This window comes from Dyella subtropica, from assembly GCF_026283965.1.
Taxonomy (GTDB): domain Bacteria; phylum Pseudomonadota; class Gammaproteobacteria; order Xanthomonadales; family Rhodanobacteraceae; genus Dyella_D; species Dyella_D subtropica.
This window is the reverse complement of record NZ_JAPDPD010000010.1, coordinates 72,429-90,916: the sequence shown is the minus strand read 5'-3', so window position 1 is coordinate 90,916 and position 18,488 is coordinate 72,429. Positions and strand designations below refer to the sequence as shown.

At 64.1% G+C, this 18,488-nt stretch carries 17 protein-coding genes and 1 riboswitch; of the genes, 10 read left to right on the top strand and 7 right to left on the bottom strand.

Going from position 1 to position 18,488, the window contains the following annotated elements; all coding sequences use genetic code 11:
* The first annotated feature begins 83 nt into the window (after positions 1-83).
* Both OUZ45_RS10495 and OUZ45_RS10490 read left to right on the top strand, forming a co-directional pair.
* Entirely contained in the window at positions 84-1,748 is a 1,665-nt protein-coding gene (locus OUZ45_RS10495) for an APC family permease (protein ID WP_266169992.1), read from the top strand.
* Between the two features lie 151 nt (positions 1,749-1,899).
* Positions 1,900-2,163 carry a hypothetical protein gene (locus OUZ45_RS10490; protein WP_266169991.1) on the top strand — a complete coding sequence of 88 codons (264 nt, stop codon included), beginning with the start codon at positions 1,900-1,902 and terminating at the stop codon, positions 2,161-2,163.
* A gap of 72 nt (positions 2,164-2,235) precedes the next feature.
* Here the strand turns inward: OUZ45_RS10490 and OUZ45_RS10485 are convergent, their stop codons facing one another.
* From OUZ45_RS10485 to metX, 3 genes are all read right to left on the bottom strand, one after another.
* Positions 2,236-3,321, bottom strand: coding sequence for a homoserine dehydrogenase family protein (locus OUZ45_RS10485; RefSeq protein ID WP_266169990.1), 1,086 nt, complete (start codon positions 3,319-3,321; stop codon positions 2,236-2,238).
* On the bottom strand, positions 3,318-4,508 hold the full coding sequence (metB, locus tag OUZ45_RS10480) for a cystathionine gamma-synthase (protein ID WP_266169989.1): 1,191 nt from the start codon (positions 4,506-4,508) through the stop codon (positions 3,318-3,320). The genes OUZ45_RS10485 and metB overlap by 4 nt, the downstream gene beginning before the upstream one ends.
* An 87-nt stretch (positions 4,509-4,595) precedes the next feature.
* Positions 4,596-5,618, bottom strand: a complete 1,023-nt coding sequence (gene metX, locus OUZ45_RS10475; protein WP_266169988.1) for a homoserine O-succinyltransferase MetX — start codon at positions 5,616-5,618, stop codon at positions 4,596-4,598.
* A 77-nt stretch (positions 5,619-5,695) separates the two neighbouring features.
* A riboswitch (SAM riboswitch) is annotated at positions 5,696-5,810 on the bottom strand.
* 189 nt (positions 5,811-5,999) lie between these two features.
* On the opposite strand from metX, the gene OUZ45_RS10470 reads away from it, so the two are divergent.
* Positions 6,000-6,743, top strand: coding sequence for a 2OG-Fe dioxygenase family protein (locus OUZ45_RS10470; protein ID WP_266169987.1), 744 nt, complete (start codon positions 6,000-6,002; stop codon positions 6,741-6,743).
* Positions 6,744-6,788: 45 nt separating this feature from the next.
* On the opposite strand, the gene OUZ45_RS10465 is transcribed toward OUZ45_RS10470, so the two are convergent.
* On the bottom strand, positions 6,789-7,580 hold the full coding sequence (locus tag OUZ45_RS10465; RefSeq protein WP_266169986.1) for a hypothetical protein: 792 nt from the start codon (positions 7,578-7,580) through the stop codon (positions 6,789-6,791).
* Positions 7,581-7,830: 250 nt separating this feature from the next.
* On the opposite strand from OUZ45_RS10465, the gene OUZ45_RS10460 reads away from it, so the two are divergent.
* From OUZ45_RS10460 to OUZ45_RS10435, 6 genes are all read left to right on the top strand, one after another.
* Entirely contained in the window at positions 7,831-8,184 is a 354-nt protein-coding gene (locus OUZ45_RS10460; protein ID WP_266169985.1) for a DUF1304 domain-containing protein, read from the top strand.
* A gap of 91 nt (positions 8,185-8,275) precedes the next feature.
* Positions 8,276-8,887 (top strand): M24 family metallopeptidase, encoded by a 612-nt coding sequence (locus tag OUZ45_RS10455; RefSeq protein ID WP_266169984.1) that lies wholly within the window; start codon positions 8,276-8,278, stop codon positions 8,885-8,887.
* 46 nt (positions 8,888-8,933) lie between these two features.
* Positions 8,934-9,428, top strand: coding sequence for a GFA family protein (locus OUZ45_RS10450; RefSeq protein WP_266169983.1), 495 nt, complete (start codon positions 8,934-8,936; stop codon positions 9,426-9,428).
* Positions 9,429-9,544: 116 nt separating this feature from the next.
* On the top strand, positions 9,545-10,714 hold the full coding sequence (locus tag OUZ45_RS10445) for a fatty acid desaturase family protein (RefSeq protein WP_266169981.1): 1,170 nt from the start codon (positions 9,545-9,547) through the stop codon (positions 10,712-10,714).
* 138 nt (positions 10,715-10,852) lie between these two features.
* Positions 10,853-12,454 carry a peptide chain release factor 3 gene (locus OUZ45_RS10440; RefSeq protein ID WP_266169980.1) on the top strand — a complete coding sequence of 534 codons (1,602 nt, stop codon included), beginning with the start codon at positions 10,853-10,855 and terminating at the stop codon, positions 12,452-12,454.
* Between the two features lie 230 nt (positions 12,455-12,684).
* Positions 12,685-13,605, top strand: a complete 921-nt coding sequence (locus OUZ45_RS10435) for a CPBP family intramembrane glutamic endopeptidase (RefSeq protein ID WP_266169979.1) — start codon at positions 12,685-12,687, stop codon at positions 13,603-13,605.
* A 101-nt stretch (positions 13,606-13,706) separates the two neighbouring features.
* Here the strand turns inward: OUZ45_RS10435 and OUZ45_RS10430 are convergent, their stop codons facing one another.
* The 3 genes from OUZ45_RS10430 to OUZ45_RS10420 all read right to left on the bottom strand — a co-directional run bounded on the left by OUZ45_RS10430 (position 13,707) and on the right by OUZ45_RS10420 (position 17,651).
* The gene (locus OUZ45_RS10430) at positions 13,707-14,177 is read right to left on the bottom strand and encodes a hotdog fold domain-containing protein (protein WP_266169977.1); all 471 of its coding nucleotides are present in this window, start codon (positions 14,175-14,177) and stop codon (positions 13,707-13,709) included.
* 58 nt (positions 14,178-14,235) lie between these two features.
* Positions 14,236-16,704: an acyl-CoA dehydrogenase gene (locus OUZ45_RS10425; RefSeq protein ID WP_266169976.1), complete on the bottom strand. Its 2,469-nt coding sequence runs from the start codon at positions 16,702-16,704 to the stop codon at positions 14,236-14,238.
* A gap of 80 nt (positions 16,705-16,784) precedes the next feature.
* Positions 16,785-17,651, bottom strand: coding sequence for an alpha/beta fold hydrolase (locus tag OUZ45_RS10420; RefSeq protein ID WP_266169974.1), 867 nt, complete (start codon positions 17,649-17,651; stop codon positions 16,785-16,787).
* A gap of 139 nt (positions 17,652-17,790) precedes the next feature.
* Here OUZ45_RS10420 and OUZ45_RS10415 point away from each other — a divergent pair, with 139 nt between their 5' ends.
* Entirely contained in the window at positions 17,791-18,369 is a 579-nt protein-coding gene (locus OUZ45_RS10415; protein WP_266169973.1) for a TetR/AcrR family transcriptional regulator, read from the top strand.
* The last annotated feature ends 119 nt before the right edge of the window (positions 18,370-18,488 follow it).

Genomic DNA, 18,488 nt, shown 5'->3' with positions numbered 1-18,488 from the left:
CCCCATGCGCCGGTCTGTCATCATCCGCAGCTTGTGCCGCCCGGAACGGTGGCGCGCTGAACCTTCGATATCTGGGAATTCGTATGTCCTCTTCCAGCCCCATCCGACGCGAAGTCGGCCCCTTCGCGCTCATGCTCACCGGCCTGGGCTCCATCATCGGCTCCGGCTGGCTGTTCGGTGCATGGCGTGCCGCCGGCCTGGCGGGCCCCGGCGCCGTATGGGCCTGGGTGCTCGGCGCGGCGATCATCATGACCATCGCGCTGACCTATGCGGAGCTGGGCTCCATGTTCCCCGAGTCGGGCGGCATGGTGCGCTACAGCCACTACTCGCACGGTTCGCTGGTGGGTTTCATCGGCGCTTGGGCCAACTGGATCGCCATCGTGTCGGTGATTCCGGTGGAAGCGGAAGCTTCGGTGCAGTACATGGCCTCGTGGCCGTGGCAGTGGGCGCATGACTTGTATATGCACATGCCGGACGGGCATGGTGAACTGTCGGTACCGGGTTTATGGATCGCCGCCGTGCTGGTGATCATCTACTTCCTGCTGAACTTCTGGAGCGTGAAACTGTTCGCGCGCTCCAATACCGCGATCACCATGTTCAAGCTGATCGTGCCGGCGGCCACCGGCCTGGCGCTGATCGCCAGCGGTTTCCACAGCGAGAACTTCTCCGTCGGCGTGCATGGTGATTCGCACTCGACCGACTTCGCTGCGGTGCTTACCGCCGTGGCCACCGCCGGCATCGTTTTCAGCTTCAACGGCTTCCAGAGCCCGGTGAACCTCGCTGGCGAGGCGCACAACCCGGGTAAGAGCATCCCGTTCGCGGTGATCGGCTCGATCGTGCTGGCCACCATCGTCTACATCATTCTGCAGGTGGCCTACATCGGCGCGGTGCCGCCGGAGATGCTGGCCAAGGCGGGCTGGCACGGTATCGATTTCCGTTCGCCGTTCGCCGAGCTGGCGATCATCGTCAACCTGCACTGGCTGGCGATGCTGCTGTACGTCGATGCCTTCATCAGCCCCAGCGGCACCGGCATGACCTACACCGCCACCACCGCGCGCATGATCTACGGCATGGAGCGCAACGGCACGCTGCCCAAGATCCTCGGCCGCATCCATCCCAAGTGGGGTATCCCGCGTCCGGCGATGTGGTTCAACCTGCTGGTGTCCTACCTGTTCCTTTTCAGATTCCGCGGCTGGGGCACGCTGGCGGCGGTGATCTCGGTGGCCACGATCATCTCCTACCTCACTGGTCCGGTGAGTGCGATGACCCTGCGCCGCACCGCGCCGGAGCTGCACCGCCCGCTGCGTATCGCTGGCCTGCCGATCCTCGCCGCCGTCGCCTTCATCATGGCGACCGAGCTGCTGTATTGGGCCAAGTGGCCGCTGACCGGCGAGATCATTCTGCTGATGGTGGTCGCACTGCCGGTGTACCTCTACTACCAGGCCAAGGCCGGCTGGCACGACTTCGGCCGCCAGATGAAGGGCGCCTGGTGGTTGGTCTGCTACCTGCCGACGCTGGCCTTCGTGTCCTGGGCCGGCAGCACCATGTTCGGCGGCAAGGGCTACCTGCCCTATGGCATCGACCTCGCCGTGGTCGCAGTCATTGGCCTGGTGTTCTACGTGTGGGGCGTAAAGGCCGGCTGGCGCACGCCGTCGGTGGAAGCGGCGCTGCTGGAGGCGAAAGCCCATCCAGGTGCGCCGGTGGTGCCGCCGGATGAGTACGAGGCCGAGCGCATCACCGGGCATTGAACACGCCCTCTCGTGAAAAGCAAAAAGCGCGGCCTAGAGCCGCGCTTTTTTATGAGTCGGACAGTCCCCTGTTTATAGCTCGTGTCCACACGATAAGATCATCGGACTCAGGGCGTGCCAAATTGGTCGACCCGATATCAAGGAGGATGTCATGACGCCGTTCCTGTGGTTCAGCCTGTCGCTTCGCATCATCGGTGCATGGACAATCGTCACGGGCCTCGAAATGGCGGTGACCGCGTTTAACGTCGCTCGCGGCTTGAGCAGCGCGGCGGAATACTCGGCCTGGGCCTTCTTCAATCAGACCGTGGCGCACCTGGCGATCGGCCTCATGTTAGTCAAGTTCGCCCCCATGCTTGCGCAGTGGGCCTACCCTCGCTCCAAGGCTCGGCCGCAAGAAGAAAGCGCCGACGTCTGACCGCCGCGCTCAAAGCAAACCAGCACGGGCTATCGGCAGGCGGAGGGGCGCTAGCGTGCACCCCTGCCAGTTTCAGGTGAGAGAGAGCACATCACCCAGCAACGCCTGCGCCGTCACCTCCGGCCCCGCACCCGGCCCCTGAATCACTAGCGGCTGTGAGTGGTAGCGCGTGGTGGTGAGGGCGAACTGGTTGTCGGTGCCGTAGAGGCGCGCTGCGGGATGGGTGGCGGACACTTCGACCAGGCCTACGCGCGCACGACCGCGCTGATTGAGCCGGGCAAGGAAACGCAACACGCCACCGCGTGCTTTCGCCTCGGCATGGCGCTGTGCCAATGGGGCATCGAGTTCTTCCAAACGTGACAGGAAGGTCTCGGTATCCACGCCGCGCAAAGCTTCCGGCACCAGACTCTCCACTTCCACCTCGTCGGTACCGAGGGCGAAGCCGGCGTTGCGAGCGATGATGAGTAGCTTGCGCGCGACATCCTCACCGGAAAGATCGGAGCGTGGATCAGGCTCCGTGTAGCCGAGCTTGCGCGCTTCACGCAGCAGCGCGGAGAACGGCTGACTGCCATCGTACTGGTTGAATAAGTACGACAGCGAGCCGGAGAAAACACCCTCCAGTGTCAGCAGCGCATCGCCGCAACCACGCAGACGCCGTAGGGTGGACAACACCGGCAGGCCGGCGCCGACGGTCGCCGCGTCGCCATAACGCGCACCGCTCGCGGTGGCCGCCTGCAGCGCGCGCCACCCTGGCAACTCGCCGCCGGCCAGCGCTTTGTTGGCGGTGACGACGTGATACCCCTTCGCCAGCCATTCGGCGTGACGAATCGCCAGCCCGGTATTGGCGGTGGCATCGATGATCACTTTCACCGCTGCCCCGCTGCCATCGAGTGCGCGCAGCAGGGTGGCATCGTCACGCGCGTCGCCGTTGCTTTTCAGCTTTTCGCGTAGACCGCGGTCGGCGAGTTGAGCCGGCTCGGTCTGCTGCCGGCGCGAATTGGCGACACCTACCAGCCGCAGCTTCGCGGCGGCGGGTGTGTTGAGCAGCTTGAGCAGCGCGCCGCCGACAACACCGGTACCGAGCAGCACCAGCGCCACGCCCGATGCCGCAGCTGTGGGCTTTGCGGAATCAGGCGCCTCCGCCAGCACCGCGCTCATGCCGTCACCCGGCGTTTCGACCCTGCCGAAGCCTGCGCACGAGCGAGCGCTGCATCGAGATCGCGTAGCAGATCGTCACCATCCTCGATGCCGACGGACAGGCGCAGCAAACTGTCGGCGATACCGGCGGCGTGGCGCGCTTCCGACGCCATCGAGGCGTGCGTCATCGAAGCCGGGTGCGCCACCAGACTTTCCACGCCGCCCAGCGATTCGGCCAGCGAGAAGAACGCCAGGCCATCGACGAAAGCCTCGATCTGCGCGACCTCGCCTTCCAGCTCGAAGCTGAGCATGGCACCGAAGCCCTGCTGCTGACGTGCGGCCAAGGCATGACCCACGTGGCTCTCGAGGCCCGGGTAGTAGACCTTGCGTACGGCCGCATGGCCGTCCAAACGCTCAGCGATGCGAACCGCGTTTTCCTGATGCTGACGCAGCCGCACACTGAGAGTGCGCAGGCCGCGCAAGGTGAGGAAGCTGTCGAACGGCGCGCCGGTGAGGCCATTGCAGTTACCCCACCACTTCAGCTGCTCGGCGACGGCGGCATCGCGCGCCACGACCGCGCCGCCAACCACATCGCTGTGGCCGTTGATGTACTTGGTGGTGGAATGCACCACCACATCCGCCCCCAGCACCAACGGCTGCTGCAATGCCGGCGAAAGGAAGGTGTTATCCACCACCACCAGCGCGCCCACGGCGTGCGCAGCCTGGGCGACGTGGCGGATATCGGTGATACGCAGCAGCGGATTGGAAGGCGTTTCCACCCATACCAGCGCCGGCTTGGAGGCCAGGCCATTGGCGAGTGCCACGCTGTCGGTGAGATCGACGAATTCAACGCTGAAGCGACCTTTCTTCGCCCAGGCGTCCAGCAGGCGCCAGGTGCCGCCGTAGCAATCATGAGCGGCCAGCACTTTCGCTCCGGCCGGAACCAGCTCCAATGCCAGTGCCACCGCCGCCATGCCGCTGGCCGTCACCACGGCACCTGCACCCTGCTCCAAATCAGCCAGTGCGTTGCCCAGCTGGTCGCGCGTGGGATTGCCGCTGCGCGAGTAGTCATAGGCACGCTTGCCGCCCAGGCCGTTGAAGGCGTAGTTGGTGGACAAGTGCAACGGCGGCACCACAGCGCCGTGCTGGGTATCGGATTCGATGCCGGCGCGCACGGCGCGGGTACAGGGGGCGGTGGTCTCGCTCATGGTGGATCTCCGTGCGTGGCTTGGTGCCGAGGGGCGCGATGCGTAAGGCGCGATGTTTAAGGGATGCGACGTTTAAGAGCAGAAAGTTCAGGCCAGCGCTTCGCGCAGCAGCGGCGCGAGGCGATCGGTTTCTTTGAGAAAGGCGTCGTGCCCATAAGGCGACTCGAGCACTTCCAGCGTGGCCGGACCATGCAGGCGACGCTGCAGCTCGCACAGGTCGGACAGCGGCACCAGGCGATCGGAGGGAAAGCCGATCAGCGTGGCGGGCGCGGCAACCTGCTCTGGCGTGACGTCGTGCAGATCGATGGATTCGGACAGGGCCAGGAAGCGCTCAACGTCGAAACGCTCGACGAAGCGGCGGCCGGCATGCTCCAAGTAATCCTCGACCGGGAAATGAAAGCGACCGTCGCGAAATTCCGGCGCGGCGGTGAACCGGCGCGAGAACTCCTCGCTGCCACGGTAGGTGGTCATAGCCAGCTGACGCGCCAACGCCAGCGCCTGTTCCGGCTGGCCGGTGCTCTGGCCAAGGCGCACGATGCCGCGCTGCACCGAGCGCTGCGCGGTGGCCAGCGGATGCGGCCGATGCGCGCCGGCAAGCAGCACGAGGCGGCCCAACGCATAAGGATGGCGCGCTGCAAAGGCCAGCGCAGCCATGGCGCCGTAAGAGGAACCCACGAAGGCATGCACACGGCGGATGCCCAAGGCTTCAACCAGGGCAGCCAGCGCATCGGCCTGGTCTTCGCTGGAGATGGCGCCGACGCCATCCAGGTCGGCTGGCGTAAGCCAGTCGATGGACAGTACGCGGTAGCGATCGAGATCCACTGGCAGGCCGGCGCCTACCGCCTCCTGCCACCAGCCCGGCGCGGCTTCGCAGTCCAGCGCCACCACGTCGCGATCCGCGGAGATGCCGCCCTGCACGATCACGGTCGGTGCATCCGGCGCGCCACACCACAGGTAACGCACATCGACCTCGCAAGGACGGCTGCCGTACTTGGGTGTGAAGCGGACACGGCGAGAGCTGCGTTGAGTGGTGAGGCTTGGGCGCACAGCACCCGCCACCGTACAAGGGCTGGAAACAACGGGTGGAACGGGCAGTGGCTGGCTGGGCATCGTCTCTCTCCGGTCGGCATCGCCCTGCGGATACGGAGAGGTCGCCATGCATTCGGCAACAAAGCCAATGCAGAGCTCGCCCATCTCTCGTCGACGCCGTAGCGCCTCCGCAGGAGTTGGCACCGTTGCGGAATAGCTCCGCAGGTTGCCCCGGCTTCAAAGGGCCTGTCCCTCAGCCGGTCTCGATGAGTGGGCTGGACTCTATAGGCCATCACCATGAAGTGTCAATAGACGTCTAAACGTCTACACATCCATTTACATCACTCAACGAAGGAAGCCCCCACCAAGCCTGCCCGCAAAGGGCCAGCACACAACCCCATAGCCCGCCCCGCCAAGCGCTATGCTTTGTCACCCCATATCCCTGATTGGCCCATCCCACCCATGACCACCCACCAGGCAACCAGCCCCCAGGCCTTGCAGGCCCTGCTCCAGCTCGACGGGTTTGCCTTTGTCACCGGCCCGACCATGCAAAGCCTGCTCGCAGCCTCAAGCGGGCTGGACGACTGGCCTGCCTTCGCTGCCAGCTGGAACGAGCTTGGGCCGGATACCTACCTCGCCGCCAAGGGCCGCCACCGTCGCCGCCGCCATGCGGTGTTTTCGGCGGGTGCTACGGGTGAAATCCGGCGCGAACCAGATCAGCCGCACTACCAGAGCCTGGACTACAACAACTTGCAAGGCGGCATCGAGCGCTGGTTCGAACCCATGCTGCCGGCGATCGCCGATGGCCCCAGCCTGCGCCGCATCCTTGGCTTCAGCCGCGACTTTTTCGGGATGCTCGCGCCAACTGTCCGCCAGTGGCGCATCGAAGTGCATCAGTTCCGGATCGAAGCCCGCGCCGATGCGGCCGGCGAGCCCACCCCGGAAGGCGTGCATCGCGACGGCGTGGATTACGTGCTGGTGCTGCTGATCGACCGCGAGAACATCGAGTGCGGCACCACCACCATCCACAAGCCGGATGGCGAGCTACTGGGCAGCTTCACCCTTACCCACCCGCTGGATGCCGCCGTGGTGGACGACGCACGGATCTGCCACGGCGTGACGCCGGTGACGCCGCTCGATCCGCAGCGCACCGGGCATCGTGACGTATTGGTCGTGACTTTTCGAAAGGCGCCGGCTGCCGACTGAGCTTCACTGGCCAGCAGCAGGCTGCCTCAGCCTTTGAACAGGCTCTTACTGTTTCATGGCGACGAACGAGCTGGTGGTGCCATGCAACTTGTCGTCGATGGCGATGTTCATGCTCTTGCCATCCGGCGACACGGCCATGGTGGCCACGCCGACCACCTTGCCGTCGCGCAGGTCGGTTTCGACCATGCCGTGCTTGCCCTGCCGCTTCACCGTAACGGTAGTGATACCCGGATCACCGCGATAGGGCGCCTCCTGGCCATCCACCTTGGCGGTGTAGGACTGCCCCATGGGGGTGCTCATGCTCAGGTTGCCGGCATCCTCCCTGAAGGTGATGGTCAAGGCGTTGTCCGATACTCCCGCATAGCTGATGGTGCGCCAGGAGCCGGAAAGGGCGTGTCCGCCCGCCACCCCCTTGGCGACCCGCGTCATGGTGGCCTTTCCCGTCATCGGCGCCGCATTGGTCGCGCTGCTGTCGCTGAATTCGACCTGGGCGGTTTGTCCGTCGGGCGTCACGCTCGTGGTGGAGGTCATGACCACCTTGCCGGCCTTCTTGCCGGTGCTCTCGACGGTGTGGTCGTCCACGACCTTGACCGCCAGGGTGTCGAAATAGGGATAACCCTTCACCGGCTGATCCGTGCCGTCGGCCTTGACGCTGATGGGCGGCGCGCAGGTCTTGCAGTCGTACATGCCGTTCTGCAATACGAACACATCCGGCTTCTTGGGCAGATTCGCCTTGCCCATATCGATCTTCCAGGTGCCGTCGAAGGCGCTTTGCGCCAAGGCAACCGCGGGCACGAGCAAGGCCGCCAGCAAGGCGGCACGCATTAAAGCCTTCATGGTTGTTCCTCCACGGTGTGAACGATGGCCAGGAACAGCCGATAGCCTCCCCGGACGCCCCTGCCGCTCGGGCAACCTCCAGCGGAATCCCAGCCGGTCAAACCTACGCCTGGCGCAGGCACGGGGCAATCGACTGAAAGTGCTAGGAATGCCTCCATCACGCGTGATCACGAAACGGGTTTACCCGCGCCGCCGCGACTGCAACACTTCGTGGCACCCCACGGCCAAAACCCATCAAGGAAAGCGATCCGTGTCCACTATCGCCAGCATCGTCATCGCGCTTGTCGCACTGCTGCACCTGTGGTTCCTGGTGCTGGAAATGTTCCTGTGGGACAAGCCGGCTGGGCGCCGCGCCTTTGGCCTCACCCCGGAATTCGCTACCCAATCGAAGGTGCTGGCCGCCAACCAGGGGCTATACAACGGGTTCCTGGCTGCCGGCCTGATTTGGGGTTTGTTCCTTGGCGCCCAGGGCTTGCAAGTGAAGTGCTTCTTCCTTGCCTGCGTGCTGATCGCCGGCATCTATGGCGGGCTCACCGCAAGCCGCAAGATTCTCTGGATACAGGCAGCACCGGCAGCGCTTGGCCTGATCCTTCTGTCGATTTAAGTCGCCTTACACGGAACGTCCACACATGAATGCAAGCACGCAGCAACCCATCCATCGCGAAGCCGTTGGCTAAAACTACGACCCGGCACGCATGCAGCGCGCCCGCGAATTGAGCTGGGCTGCACTGCAAGGCATCCGCGAACGCATGCACCCCGGCATCAGCGAAGACGAGGCGAAGGCCGAAGCGGACGAGGTGTTCCGTGCGCTGGGCATGGATCGGCTGTGGCATCCGGTGATCATCCGCATCGGCGAGAACACCACCAAGATCTACCGCGAGCGCTCGACGCCGAATGTGCGGCTGGGCGAGAACGACATCTACTTCATCGATCTCGGCCTGGTGTTCGATGGCCACGAGGGCGATGTGGGCGACACCTTCGTGACCAGCCATGCGCCGGAGAAGCTGGCCTGCGCTGAAGCCGCCCGCACGCTGTTCAAGGTCGTTGCCGATGCATGGCGCACCCAAGGCCTGAGCGGCGAGGCGCTGTATGCCTTTGCCAGCGAGCAAGCCGAGGCCATGGGCTGGCGCTTGAACCATGCCATCAAGGGCCATCGCCTCAGCGACTTCCCTCATTCGGTACACAAAGCCGGCGATCTTGGCGAACTCGGCTCCACACCCTCCAGTGGGCTGTGGATTCTGGAGATCCAGATTGCCCATCCCACTGAGCCCTATGGAGCGTTTTACGAAGATTTGCTAACCCGCTAGCGCGGGATAGGCTATCGCCCTTGTGTTCCCATGCAGGAGCGCTGCGATGAGCTTCGACAATCGTCCGCTGGAAGGCGGCTGTACCTGCGGCGGGGTGCGCTATCGCATGACCAGCAAACCGCTGATCGTGCACTGCTGCCACTGCCGCTGGTGCCAGCGCGAGAGCGGTGCTTCGTTCGCGCTCAATGCCATGATCGAGACGAACCGCGTCACCCTGCTCAGGGGACGGCCGCTGTTGGAGGCCATCCCCTCCTTCAGCGGCAAGGGCCAGACGATTGCCCGCTGCCCTGACTGCCTCATCGCCGTATGGAGCCACTACGCTGGCGGCGGCGACACCTTCGCCTACATTCGCGTGGGCACGTTGGACGAACCCGACCGGCTACCACCGGACATCCATATCTTCACCTCGACCAAGCAACCCTGGGTGGTCATTCCCGACGGGATGCCTGCCGTCCCCGAGTACTACTCGCGGGAGGCTTACTGGCCTCAATCCAGCCTCGAACGGCGCCAAGCCATGCTGGCGGGCAGATCGAAGCCATAGCCGCGGCACCCATTCAACACGCCCTCTCAGGTTCAACGCGGGCCACGCAGAGATATTGAACAGGCTCTTATCAGTGCATCGACTACCATGCAGCTTCTCCCTCCCGAGTGCATTGCATGTCGCCTGAGTCACCCCATCGAACGGCCGACGCCGTTCGATCCCCGCACGCGGATGCCTTCACGGATCGGCTGAAATTCAACGCCGACAATACGTTTCAGCGCGAACTGCGGCGACGTGTCGAGGACTATTTCAAGCGCAGCGGACACAAGCAGCGCGACAGTGCGCGCATGTACCTGAAGACAGCGATCATTCTGGCCGCCTTCGTCGCCTCGTATGTGCTACTGGTGTTTTTCGCGGCGACGTGGTGGCAGGGCCTGTTGCTAAGCGTCGTGCTTGGCATCGCCACCGCGCAGATCGGCTTCAACATCCAGCACGACGCCGGCCACCAAGCGTATTCGGAGCGCCGCGGGATCAACAAGTGGATGGCCATGACGCTGGATCTGGTCGGTGGCAGCTCGTATGTCTGGCATTGGAAACACGCGCACTTCCACCACACCTACGTCAACATCGACGGCTACGACAGCGACATCAGCCTCGGCGCCCTGGCACGATTCTCGCCGCAGCAGAAACATTACTGGCATCATCGCTGGCAGCACATCTATCTGTGGATGCTCTACGGCCTCACGGTGGTGAGCTGGCATCTGCATGACGACTTCCGCGACATCATCACCGGCACCATCGGCAAGCGCCGGGTCCCACGGCCGCGCGGCAAGGATCTGGCGGTTTTCGTGCTCGGCAAGGTGGTCTTCTTTGCGCTCGCTTTCGGCCTGCCGCTGGTATTCCATTCGGTGGGCACTGTCCTGCTCTATTACGCCGCGGTCGCCGTGGTTACGGGTTTCCAGCTTGCGCTGGTGTTCCAGTTGGCACACGCGGTCGAAGAAGCGGCGTTCCCGTTACCGAGCGAGCCCGGGCGCATGGCCAAGCCATGGGCGATCCATCAGCTGGAAACCACGGCGAACTTCTCACGCGATAGCCGAGTGATTACATGGCTGGTTGGCGGCTTGAATTTCCAGGTCGAGCACCATTTGTTTCCGCGCATCTGCCATGTGCACTATCCGGCCATTTCGCGCGTGGTCGAGGCGACCTGCCACGAATACGGCGTGCCCTACCACGCGAATCGCTCCTTGGGTGCCGGCATCGCGTCGCACTATCGCTGGTTGCGGCGCATGGGCAGGCTGGACCCCGCACCGACACCGCTGGTGCCCGTACTGGCACCGCAAGCCTGAGTCTCAATAGACGAGCGCTGGGGCCCATATCGGGGTGGCGTGAGCCAAGGTCCGCCACCCTCTCCTCCCAAGCCATGGCCGGCCGCGGCACCGTTCCACGGTATCATTGCCGGTTCGCGCCCCTTCAGCCTTTCTCGCATGTCCACCCATCTCACCGAAACCCGCCGCCGCCGCACCTTCGCCATCGTCAGCCATCCTGATGCGGGCAAGACCACGCTGACCGAAAAGCTGCTGCTGTTCGGCGGCGCGATCCAGATGGCCGGCTCGGTGAAGGGTCGCAAGGCCGCACGCCATGCCACCTCGGACTGGATGGCGTTGGAAAAGGAGCGCGGCATTTCGGTGACCTCATCGGTGATGCAGTTCCCGTATGAAGGGAAGATCGTCAACCTGCTCGACACCCCTGGCCACGCCGATTTCTCGGAAGACACGTATCGCGTGCTGACCGCGGTGGACTCGGCGCTGATGGTGATCGACTGCGCCAAGGGCGTGGAAGAGCGCACCATCAAGCTGATGGAAGTGTGCCGCCTGCGCGACACGCCGATCATGACCTTCATCAACAAGCTCGACCGCGAAGGCCGTTCGCCCATCGATTTACTGGACGAAGTGGAATCCGTGCTCGGCATCGCCTGCGCGCCACTGACCTGGCCGATCGGCATGGGCAAGCGCTTGAAGGGCGTGTATCACTTGCTGCTGGACGAAGTGCACGTGTTCGAGCCGGGCAAGAACTTCACCCGGCAGGACTCCACCATTTTCAAGGGCATCGATGCACCAGGCCTGGAAGCGGCCATCGGCGCCGAGGCGATGCGTGAGCTGCGCGACGAGCTGGAACTGGTGCAGGGCGCCTCGCATCCGTTCGATCTCGACCAATACCTCGCCGGCAAGCTCACTCCCGTATTCTTCGGCTCGGCGGTGAACAACTTCGGCGTGCAGCTGCTGCTGGATTTCTTCATCGAGCATGCACCTTCGCCCAAGCCGCGCGGCACGCTGACGCGCGAGATCGAGCCGGCCGAAGAGAAGCTCACCGGCTTCGTGTTCAAGATCCAGGCGAACATGGACCCGGCGCACCGCGACCGCGTGGCTTTCATGCGCGTGTGTTCGGGCACCTACACCGCCGGCATGAAGATGGTCCAGACGCGCACCGGCAAGGACGTGCGCATCGCCAACGCGCTCACCTTCATGGCCAGTGATCGCGAGATTGTGGAAAGCGCTTTCCCGGGCGATGTGATCGGCCTGCACAACCACGGCACCATCAGCATCGGCGACACTTTTTCCGAGGGTGAGCTGGTGTCGTTCACCGGCATCCCCAACTTCGCGCCGGAACTGTTCCGCCGCGCACGCTTGCGCGATCCGCTGAAGATGAAGGCGCTGCAGAAAGGCTTGGCGCAGTTATCGGAAGAAGGCGCCACGCAGTTCTTCCGCCCGCTGATGAGCAATGACCTGGTGCTCGGCGCCGTTGGCGTACTGCAGTTCGATGTGGTTGCCTATCGTCTCAAGGACGAATACGGCGTGGACGCGAGCTTCGAGACGGTCGGCGTCGTTACCGCACGCTGGGTGCATTGCGACGATGCAAAGAAGCTGGAGGAGTTCCGCGAGAAGAACGCGATGAACCTCGGCATCGACGCGGCGGGCGAACTGGTCTATCTCGCACCATCACGGGTGAATCTGCAGCTGGCGCAGGAGCGTTGGCCGCAGGTGCGCTTCTCGGCTACGCGCGAGCATGCGGCCTCGGTCGAGGTTTGATGCTCTGATCGTGCATGGGTAGCTCGTTGCAAGGGCTTACCCCTCCCAGCCTCCCCCTGTCCCACGGGACTAGCTTCGCGTCGCAAGCAAGGGGAGGAGCTAAAAGCTTGCGACGCCCTCTCGTCCAAGCAACAGCATATGCTTCCCGCCCATCGCAAGCGTGACCGACGCCACGGGAGCAACACATCCCTGCATTGTTACCCTGCAAAAAAACAGGGGAACCACGCGTCATGCAAACGGAACAGATCGCCTTTATCACCCCAACAACGGCACCTGCCTGGCAACGCTGGCTGGTGTTCTCGCCGGTCGCGCGCATCGCCACGTTCGTCGCGATGATGATCATCCTCAGCGTAGCCGCTCACACCACGGTGGGCTGGCTGGGCTGGGCTGCCAAGAGTGCCAGCCCGCTGCATCAGGCCCTGGCCAAGCTGTCCATGCAATTGCTGCCGGTCGTGCTTGCCTACCTAGCCCTGGTCAAGCTGGTCGAGCGGCGCCGAATCACCGAGCTGTCGCCACGCACGCTGCCTGCCCTGGGTGTGCTGGGCCTTGTCATCGGCGCCGGCCTGATCAGTTTCGTGATCGGCGTGCTTTGGCTCGCCGGTAGCTACCACGTAGTTGGCACCAACCCCGGCGTGGACTGGCTTCCAGCGGTGCTGGTCGTCGGCGTTGGGGCCAGCATCGGCGAGGAAATCATCACGCGCGGCGTGCTGTTCCGGATCATCGAGGAAGGTCTTGGCACCTGGTGGGCCCTGGCCATCTCGGCCGTGTTCTTCGGCGCCGCCCATATCTTCAACCCCGGCGCCACGCTATGGAGTTCGGCGGCCATCGCGATCGAGGCCGGCATCCTGCTCGCTCTGCTCTATCACGTCACGCGCTCTCTATGGGCCTGCATTGGCATGCACGCGGCCTGGAACATCCTGCAGGGCACGCTGTACGGAGTCGCGGTCTCCGGCACCCATGCGGACGGCCTGCTGGTCTCCACCCTTACCGGCCCGGACTGGCTCAGCGGCGGCGCATTTGGCGCCGAGGCCTCGGTGGTGGCCCTGTTGACCTGCTCCACAGCCAGCGCCGTCTTGCTGGTGATTACCTTGCGCCGCGATTCCATCGTGCCGCCGGCATGGCGGCGGAAGGCCAAAGCCGCCACTAGCTAGTGATACCTAGCCAACACGGTCGACTATCGCCTGTCGGCATGGCTGACACTGCGCAGGGATTCACCTGCGCCCGCACCGCTCCAAAGAGTGGCAAGCCATGGCTAGTGACGATTGCGCGGCGAAACCCACATGCTGATGCGCGCGCGAAAAACGTCCTGGCCACCAGCATCGCGCACACTGACGTTGACCGGCCACTCATAGCCGCTAGTAGATTCGATCGCGGGACTTTCAGGCGTGGCCACCGCATGCAGGGTGCCCACCGCCTTCGCCAGATATTCGACCGTCATGCCTTTGGGAATCCAGCGCATGCTGGCCGGGATCGAGACATCGGTCATCGTGCCTCCGCTCAGCTCGGCCAGGTTGCACAGCGCGATCGCGTGCACCGTACCGATATGGTTGTGCACACGACGGCGATCGCGGATGCGTATCTCGCAGCGCCCCGGTTCCAACGCCAGGAAACGCGGCGCGATGGTGGCGAAGTAAGGCGCCTTGAAACAGATAAGGCGCGAGAACAGCCACTGCCCACAGGGCCACGAAGCGAGGCGGCGATAGGCCGATAGTGCTGCGCTCACCGCAGCACTCCTGCGAGGACGGAGCGAGTGCTCCGTCCTTCTGAAGTGACGCGTTTGATCATGCCGCGTCCGCGAGTTTCTTGTGATCCGCGCGGGTTACCGCCGCACCCAGTTCGGACGGATCGAAGTCGTCCACCGAGATGAACTCGAACACGCCTTCGCGTACGCGCTTGAGCAAGGCCGCTTCGGCCGCATCGATCACACCAGCCTTCTCCGCCTCGACCAGCTGAGTGAAATAGTCGTGCGAGGTGAACTGCCCCGCTTTCTGCGCCTTACCGAACTTGCGATCGACGGGCTCCGCGGCAATCACGTCCGGTAGCAACGCATTCATGCGGCCAATCGTGTTGTTGGCAGTCGGGGTGAGATAGACCCATTCAGTGAGGCGATCGCGAGCTTCGCCCGGCGCGGTGATGATGGCGGCGACGCGACGGCCCAGGCGGTCCGACGGCGGCACTTCGCGACGGCCAAACGGAAACACCAGCGCGCGCAGCAACCACGAGATCGGCTTCACCGGGAAGTTGCGGATCGCGCCATCCAGCGCCATCTGTGTGCGCCACATGCACTCGTGGAAGGCCCAGGCGAGCAGCGGGCGATCCGCTTCCGGGCGGCCGGTATCTTCATAGCGCTTGAGCATGGCGCTGGCGATGTACAGATAGCTCAGCACGTCGCCCAGGCGGGCCGACAGCTTCTCCTTGAACTTCAGCTTGCCGCCGAGCACGCCCATGAAGGTGTCGGCGCACAGCGCCAGCGCGGCGGAGTAGCGATTGAGCTTGCGGTAGTAGCGGCGGGTGTAGGCGTCACCCGCGGTCTCGCCGATGCGGGAACCGGTGATGCCCAGCGTGAAGGCACGCACGGCATTGGAGACGCCGAAGCCGAGATGACCGAACAGCGCGCGATCGAAGGTTTTCAGGCGCTCGCTGTAGTCGTCGATGGTCAGCGACTGCATTTCCTTCAGTACATAGGGATGGCAGCGGATGGCGCCCTGACCGAAGATCATCAGGCTGCGCGTCATGATGTTCGCGCCTTCCACCGTGATCGCGATCGGCACACCCTGCCACGCGCGGCCGGCGTAGTTCTTCGGACCGAGCTGCACGGCCTTGCCGCCGTGGACGTCCATCGCATCACCCGCGATCACGCGGCCCCATTCGGTGGCGTGGTACTTGGCGATGGCGGATGGCACGGCGGGCTTCTCGCCGCGATCCACCGCGGCGGCGGTGGCACGCGACAGCGCGGCGGTGGCGTAAGTCAGGCCACCGATACGCGCCAGCGCTTCCTCCACGCCCTCGAAGCGGGCGATGGCAAGGCCGAACTGCTTGCGCATGCGCGCATAGGCGCCGGTGGCGGCCACGGCAGCGCGCACACCACCCGTGGCATTGGACGGCAACGAGATGGCACGACCGACCGAGAGACATTCCACCAGCATGCGCCAGCCATGACCGGCCATGTGCGGGCCACCGATCAGCGTCGACAGCGGTACGAATACATCCTTGCCGTGCAGCGGACCGTTCTGGAACGGCACGTTCAACGGGAAGTGGCGACGGCCGATTTCCAGGCCCGGCGTGGTGCGCGGCAACAGCGCCAGGGTGATGCCCATGTCTTCCTTGTCGCCCAGCAGCTTCTCCGGGTCGTACATGCGGAAGGCGAGGCCGACCACCGTGGCGACCGGCGCCAGTGTGATGTAGCGCTTGTCGAAGGTGAGCTTCACGCCAACGGTCTCGACGCCATCCACCATCTGCTTGCAGACGATGCCGAAGTCGGTGATCGAGGTAGCATCGGAACCTGCATATGGACCGGTGAGCGCGAAGCACGGAATCTCTTCGCCCACGGCGAGGCGCGGCAGGTAATAGTTCTTCTGCTCATCGCTGCCGTAGTGCAGCAGCAGTTCGGCCGGGCCAAGCGAGTTGGGCACGGCGACGGTCGAGGCCACGGTCGCGGACATGGTGGCGAGCTTCTGCAGCACGGCCGAATGCGCCAGCGCGGAGAAACCGAGACCACCGTATTGCTTCGGAATGATCATGCCGAAGAATTTGTGCTTCTTCAGGAAGGCCCAGACGTCCGGCGGCAGATCGGCCAGTTCGTGGGTGATCTGCCAGTCGTCGATGATGCCGCACAGCTGTTCCACCGGGCCGTCCATGAAGGCCTGCTCCTCGGTGCTCAGCTCGGGCTTGGGCTGCTTGAGCAGTTCGTGCCAGTCCGGCTTGCCGGAGAACAGCTCGCCTTCGAAGCCGACCGTGCCAGCCTCGAGCGCGGTCTGCTCGGTCTCGGATAGCTTGGGCGTCACCTTGGCGAACAGCTTGAGCAGCGGCGCGCTGATCTTCTTGCGGCGGAAATCCACCATCAGCAACGGCGCAGCAATCGCCAGTTCGATGATCAGCAGGATCACCATCGTCCACGGCGCTTGCGCGATCAGGCCGACCACCAGCGTGGTGGCCACCGTAGCGATCGCCCAGGTACGCAAGCTGCTGCGATGGTAGGCACAAGCGCCGGTGGCGATGAGCGCCGCCAGCAAAGTCAGGATCACGGACATCACAGCACCTCGTTGCGTATGGCGTTGTTGCAGAAGACAGGCATGAGCATCAATCGGTCAATACCGCATCCATGCGGCGGTTAAGCGTTCAGAGCACGCACGAATCGTGCGATCTCGCGAGTGAAAGCATCGTTGGCATCGCCGGCCACCATGTGGGTCGCCCGCGCCAGTTCGATATGTTCGGCATGCGGTACCAGTTGCAGGAATTCACCTACGGTGTCGCGCGACACCACGTCGCTGCGACCGCCGGATAGCAACAGCACCGGCACTTGCACCTTGGCCGCCGCGCTCATCAGGCGTGGCTGGTAGCGCTCGCTCTCGCTTACCAGGCTACCGCCGAGCAGTGCCGGATCCCAATGCCAGCGCAGGCGCCCATCCGCACCTTCGCGCAGTAGCGGACGCAGTTGTTCTTCACTCTTGCGGCCGGCGCGATGCGGGAGATAGATGGCGATCTGCTCGGCCGCTTCGGCGTAATTGGCGAAACCGTCCGGATGCGCCTGCATGAAGGCCAGGATGCGTTCCACGCCGGCGGTTTCCCAGCGCGGCGTGATGTCCACCAGCACCAAGGCACGAAACAAACCGGGATCGATCTCGCCCGCCACCACCAGACCAAGCAGGCCGCCCATGGATGCGCCCACCAATACCGGCGGCGAAGGTTGGGCATGTGCGAGCTGCACGAGATCGGAGACGAACTGCTCCATGTGGTACTCGCCACCCGGCACGCGATCGCTTTCGCCGTGGCCGCGGCTATCGAAGCTCACGCAGCGACAACCTGTCTGGGACAGCGCTGCCGCCGCAGCCTTCCAGGCACCGCGTGTCTGACCGAAACCATGCGCGAACAGCAGGGTGGGCTGGCCTTCCGGATGACGCACGTCGACCGCCAGCTCGACACCATCAGCGGTGGCAAAACGGGAGGCGTGTGAAGCTGGTAGCGTGACAGTAACCATACGGATGAGTATGGATTGTCATCCAAGCTCCCGTCAATCGTCGCCCTCCATTGCGGCGAGCAGCCCATAACTCCAAGTCAATTCAGCATGTTGCACGGCAGCGGATTGCAAAGCACCGGACTGGGGCTACCATGCGGTGATGAATGTCAGCGCTAAACCCGAACGTACCCGCCTCTCCGCCGAAGACTGGGAAGACGCCGCTCTCAAGCTGATCGCCGACCAAGGCGTCGGCGCTCTGGCCGTAGAGGCCCTGGCCCGCCAACTGGGCGTGACCAAGGGCAGTTTCTATTGGCACTTCCGTACCCGCGAAGCCTTGTTGCAAGCCGCGCTTGAGCGCTGGGAGCAGTACGGCGAGCGCGAGGTGATCAGCCAGATCGAGGCGATGCCCGACCCCCGCGCGCGCTTGCCGGAGCTGTTCCGCCGCGTGGCGCACGAGTTGGCGCCGCATCGCGTCTACGCCGCCCTGTTGAAGGCGCTGGATCACCCGCAGGTGGTGCCGGTGATGGCGCGCGTATCGCAGCGGCGCATGGAATTTCTGACCACCATCTACCGCGAAGCGGGCCTGCCGCCGGCCGAGGCCTTGAACCGGGCGCGACTAACTTATTCAGCCTACGTCGGCTTCCTGCAGTTGAACTTCACGCTGGGTCTACCACGCATCAGTCATGAAGAGTTCGACGCGTACGTCGAACACATGATCGCGACGCTTACACCGAGCTGAAAGGCAAGCCGCATCAGCATCTTGGCGGCCCTTCGGGGCCGTTTTGCTGCACCTCACCTTGCAATGCCAGTGCACGCAAACTACCGTTTCTGCTCTTTTTTATCCTAAGACCAGAGTGA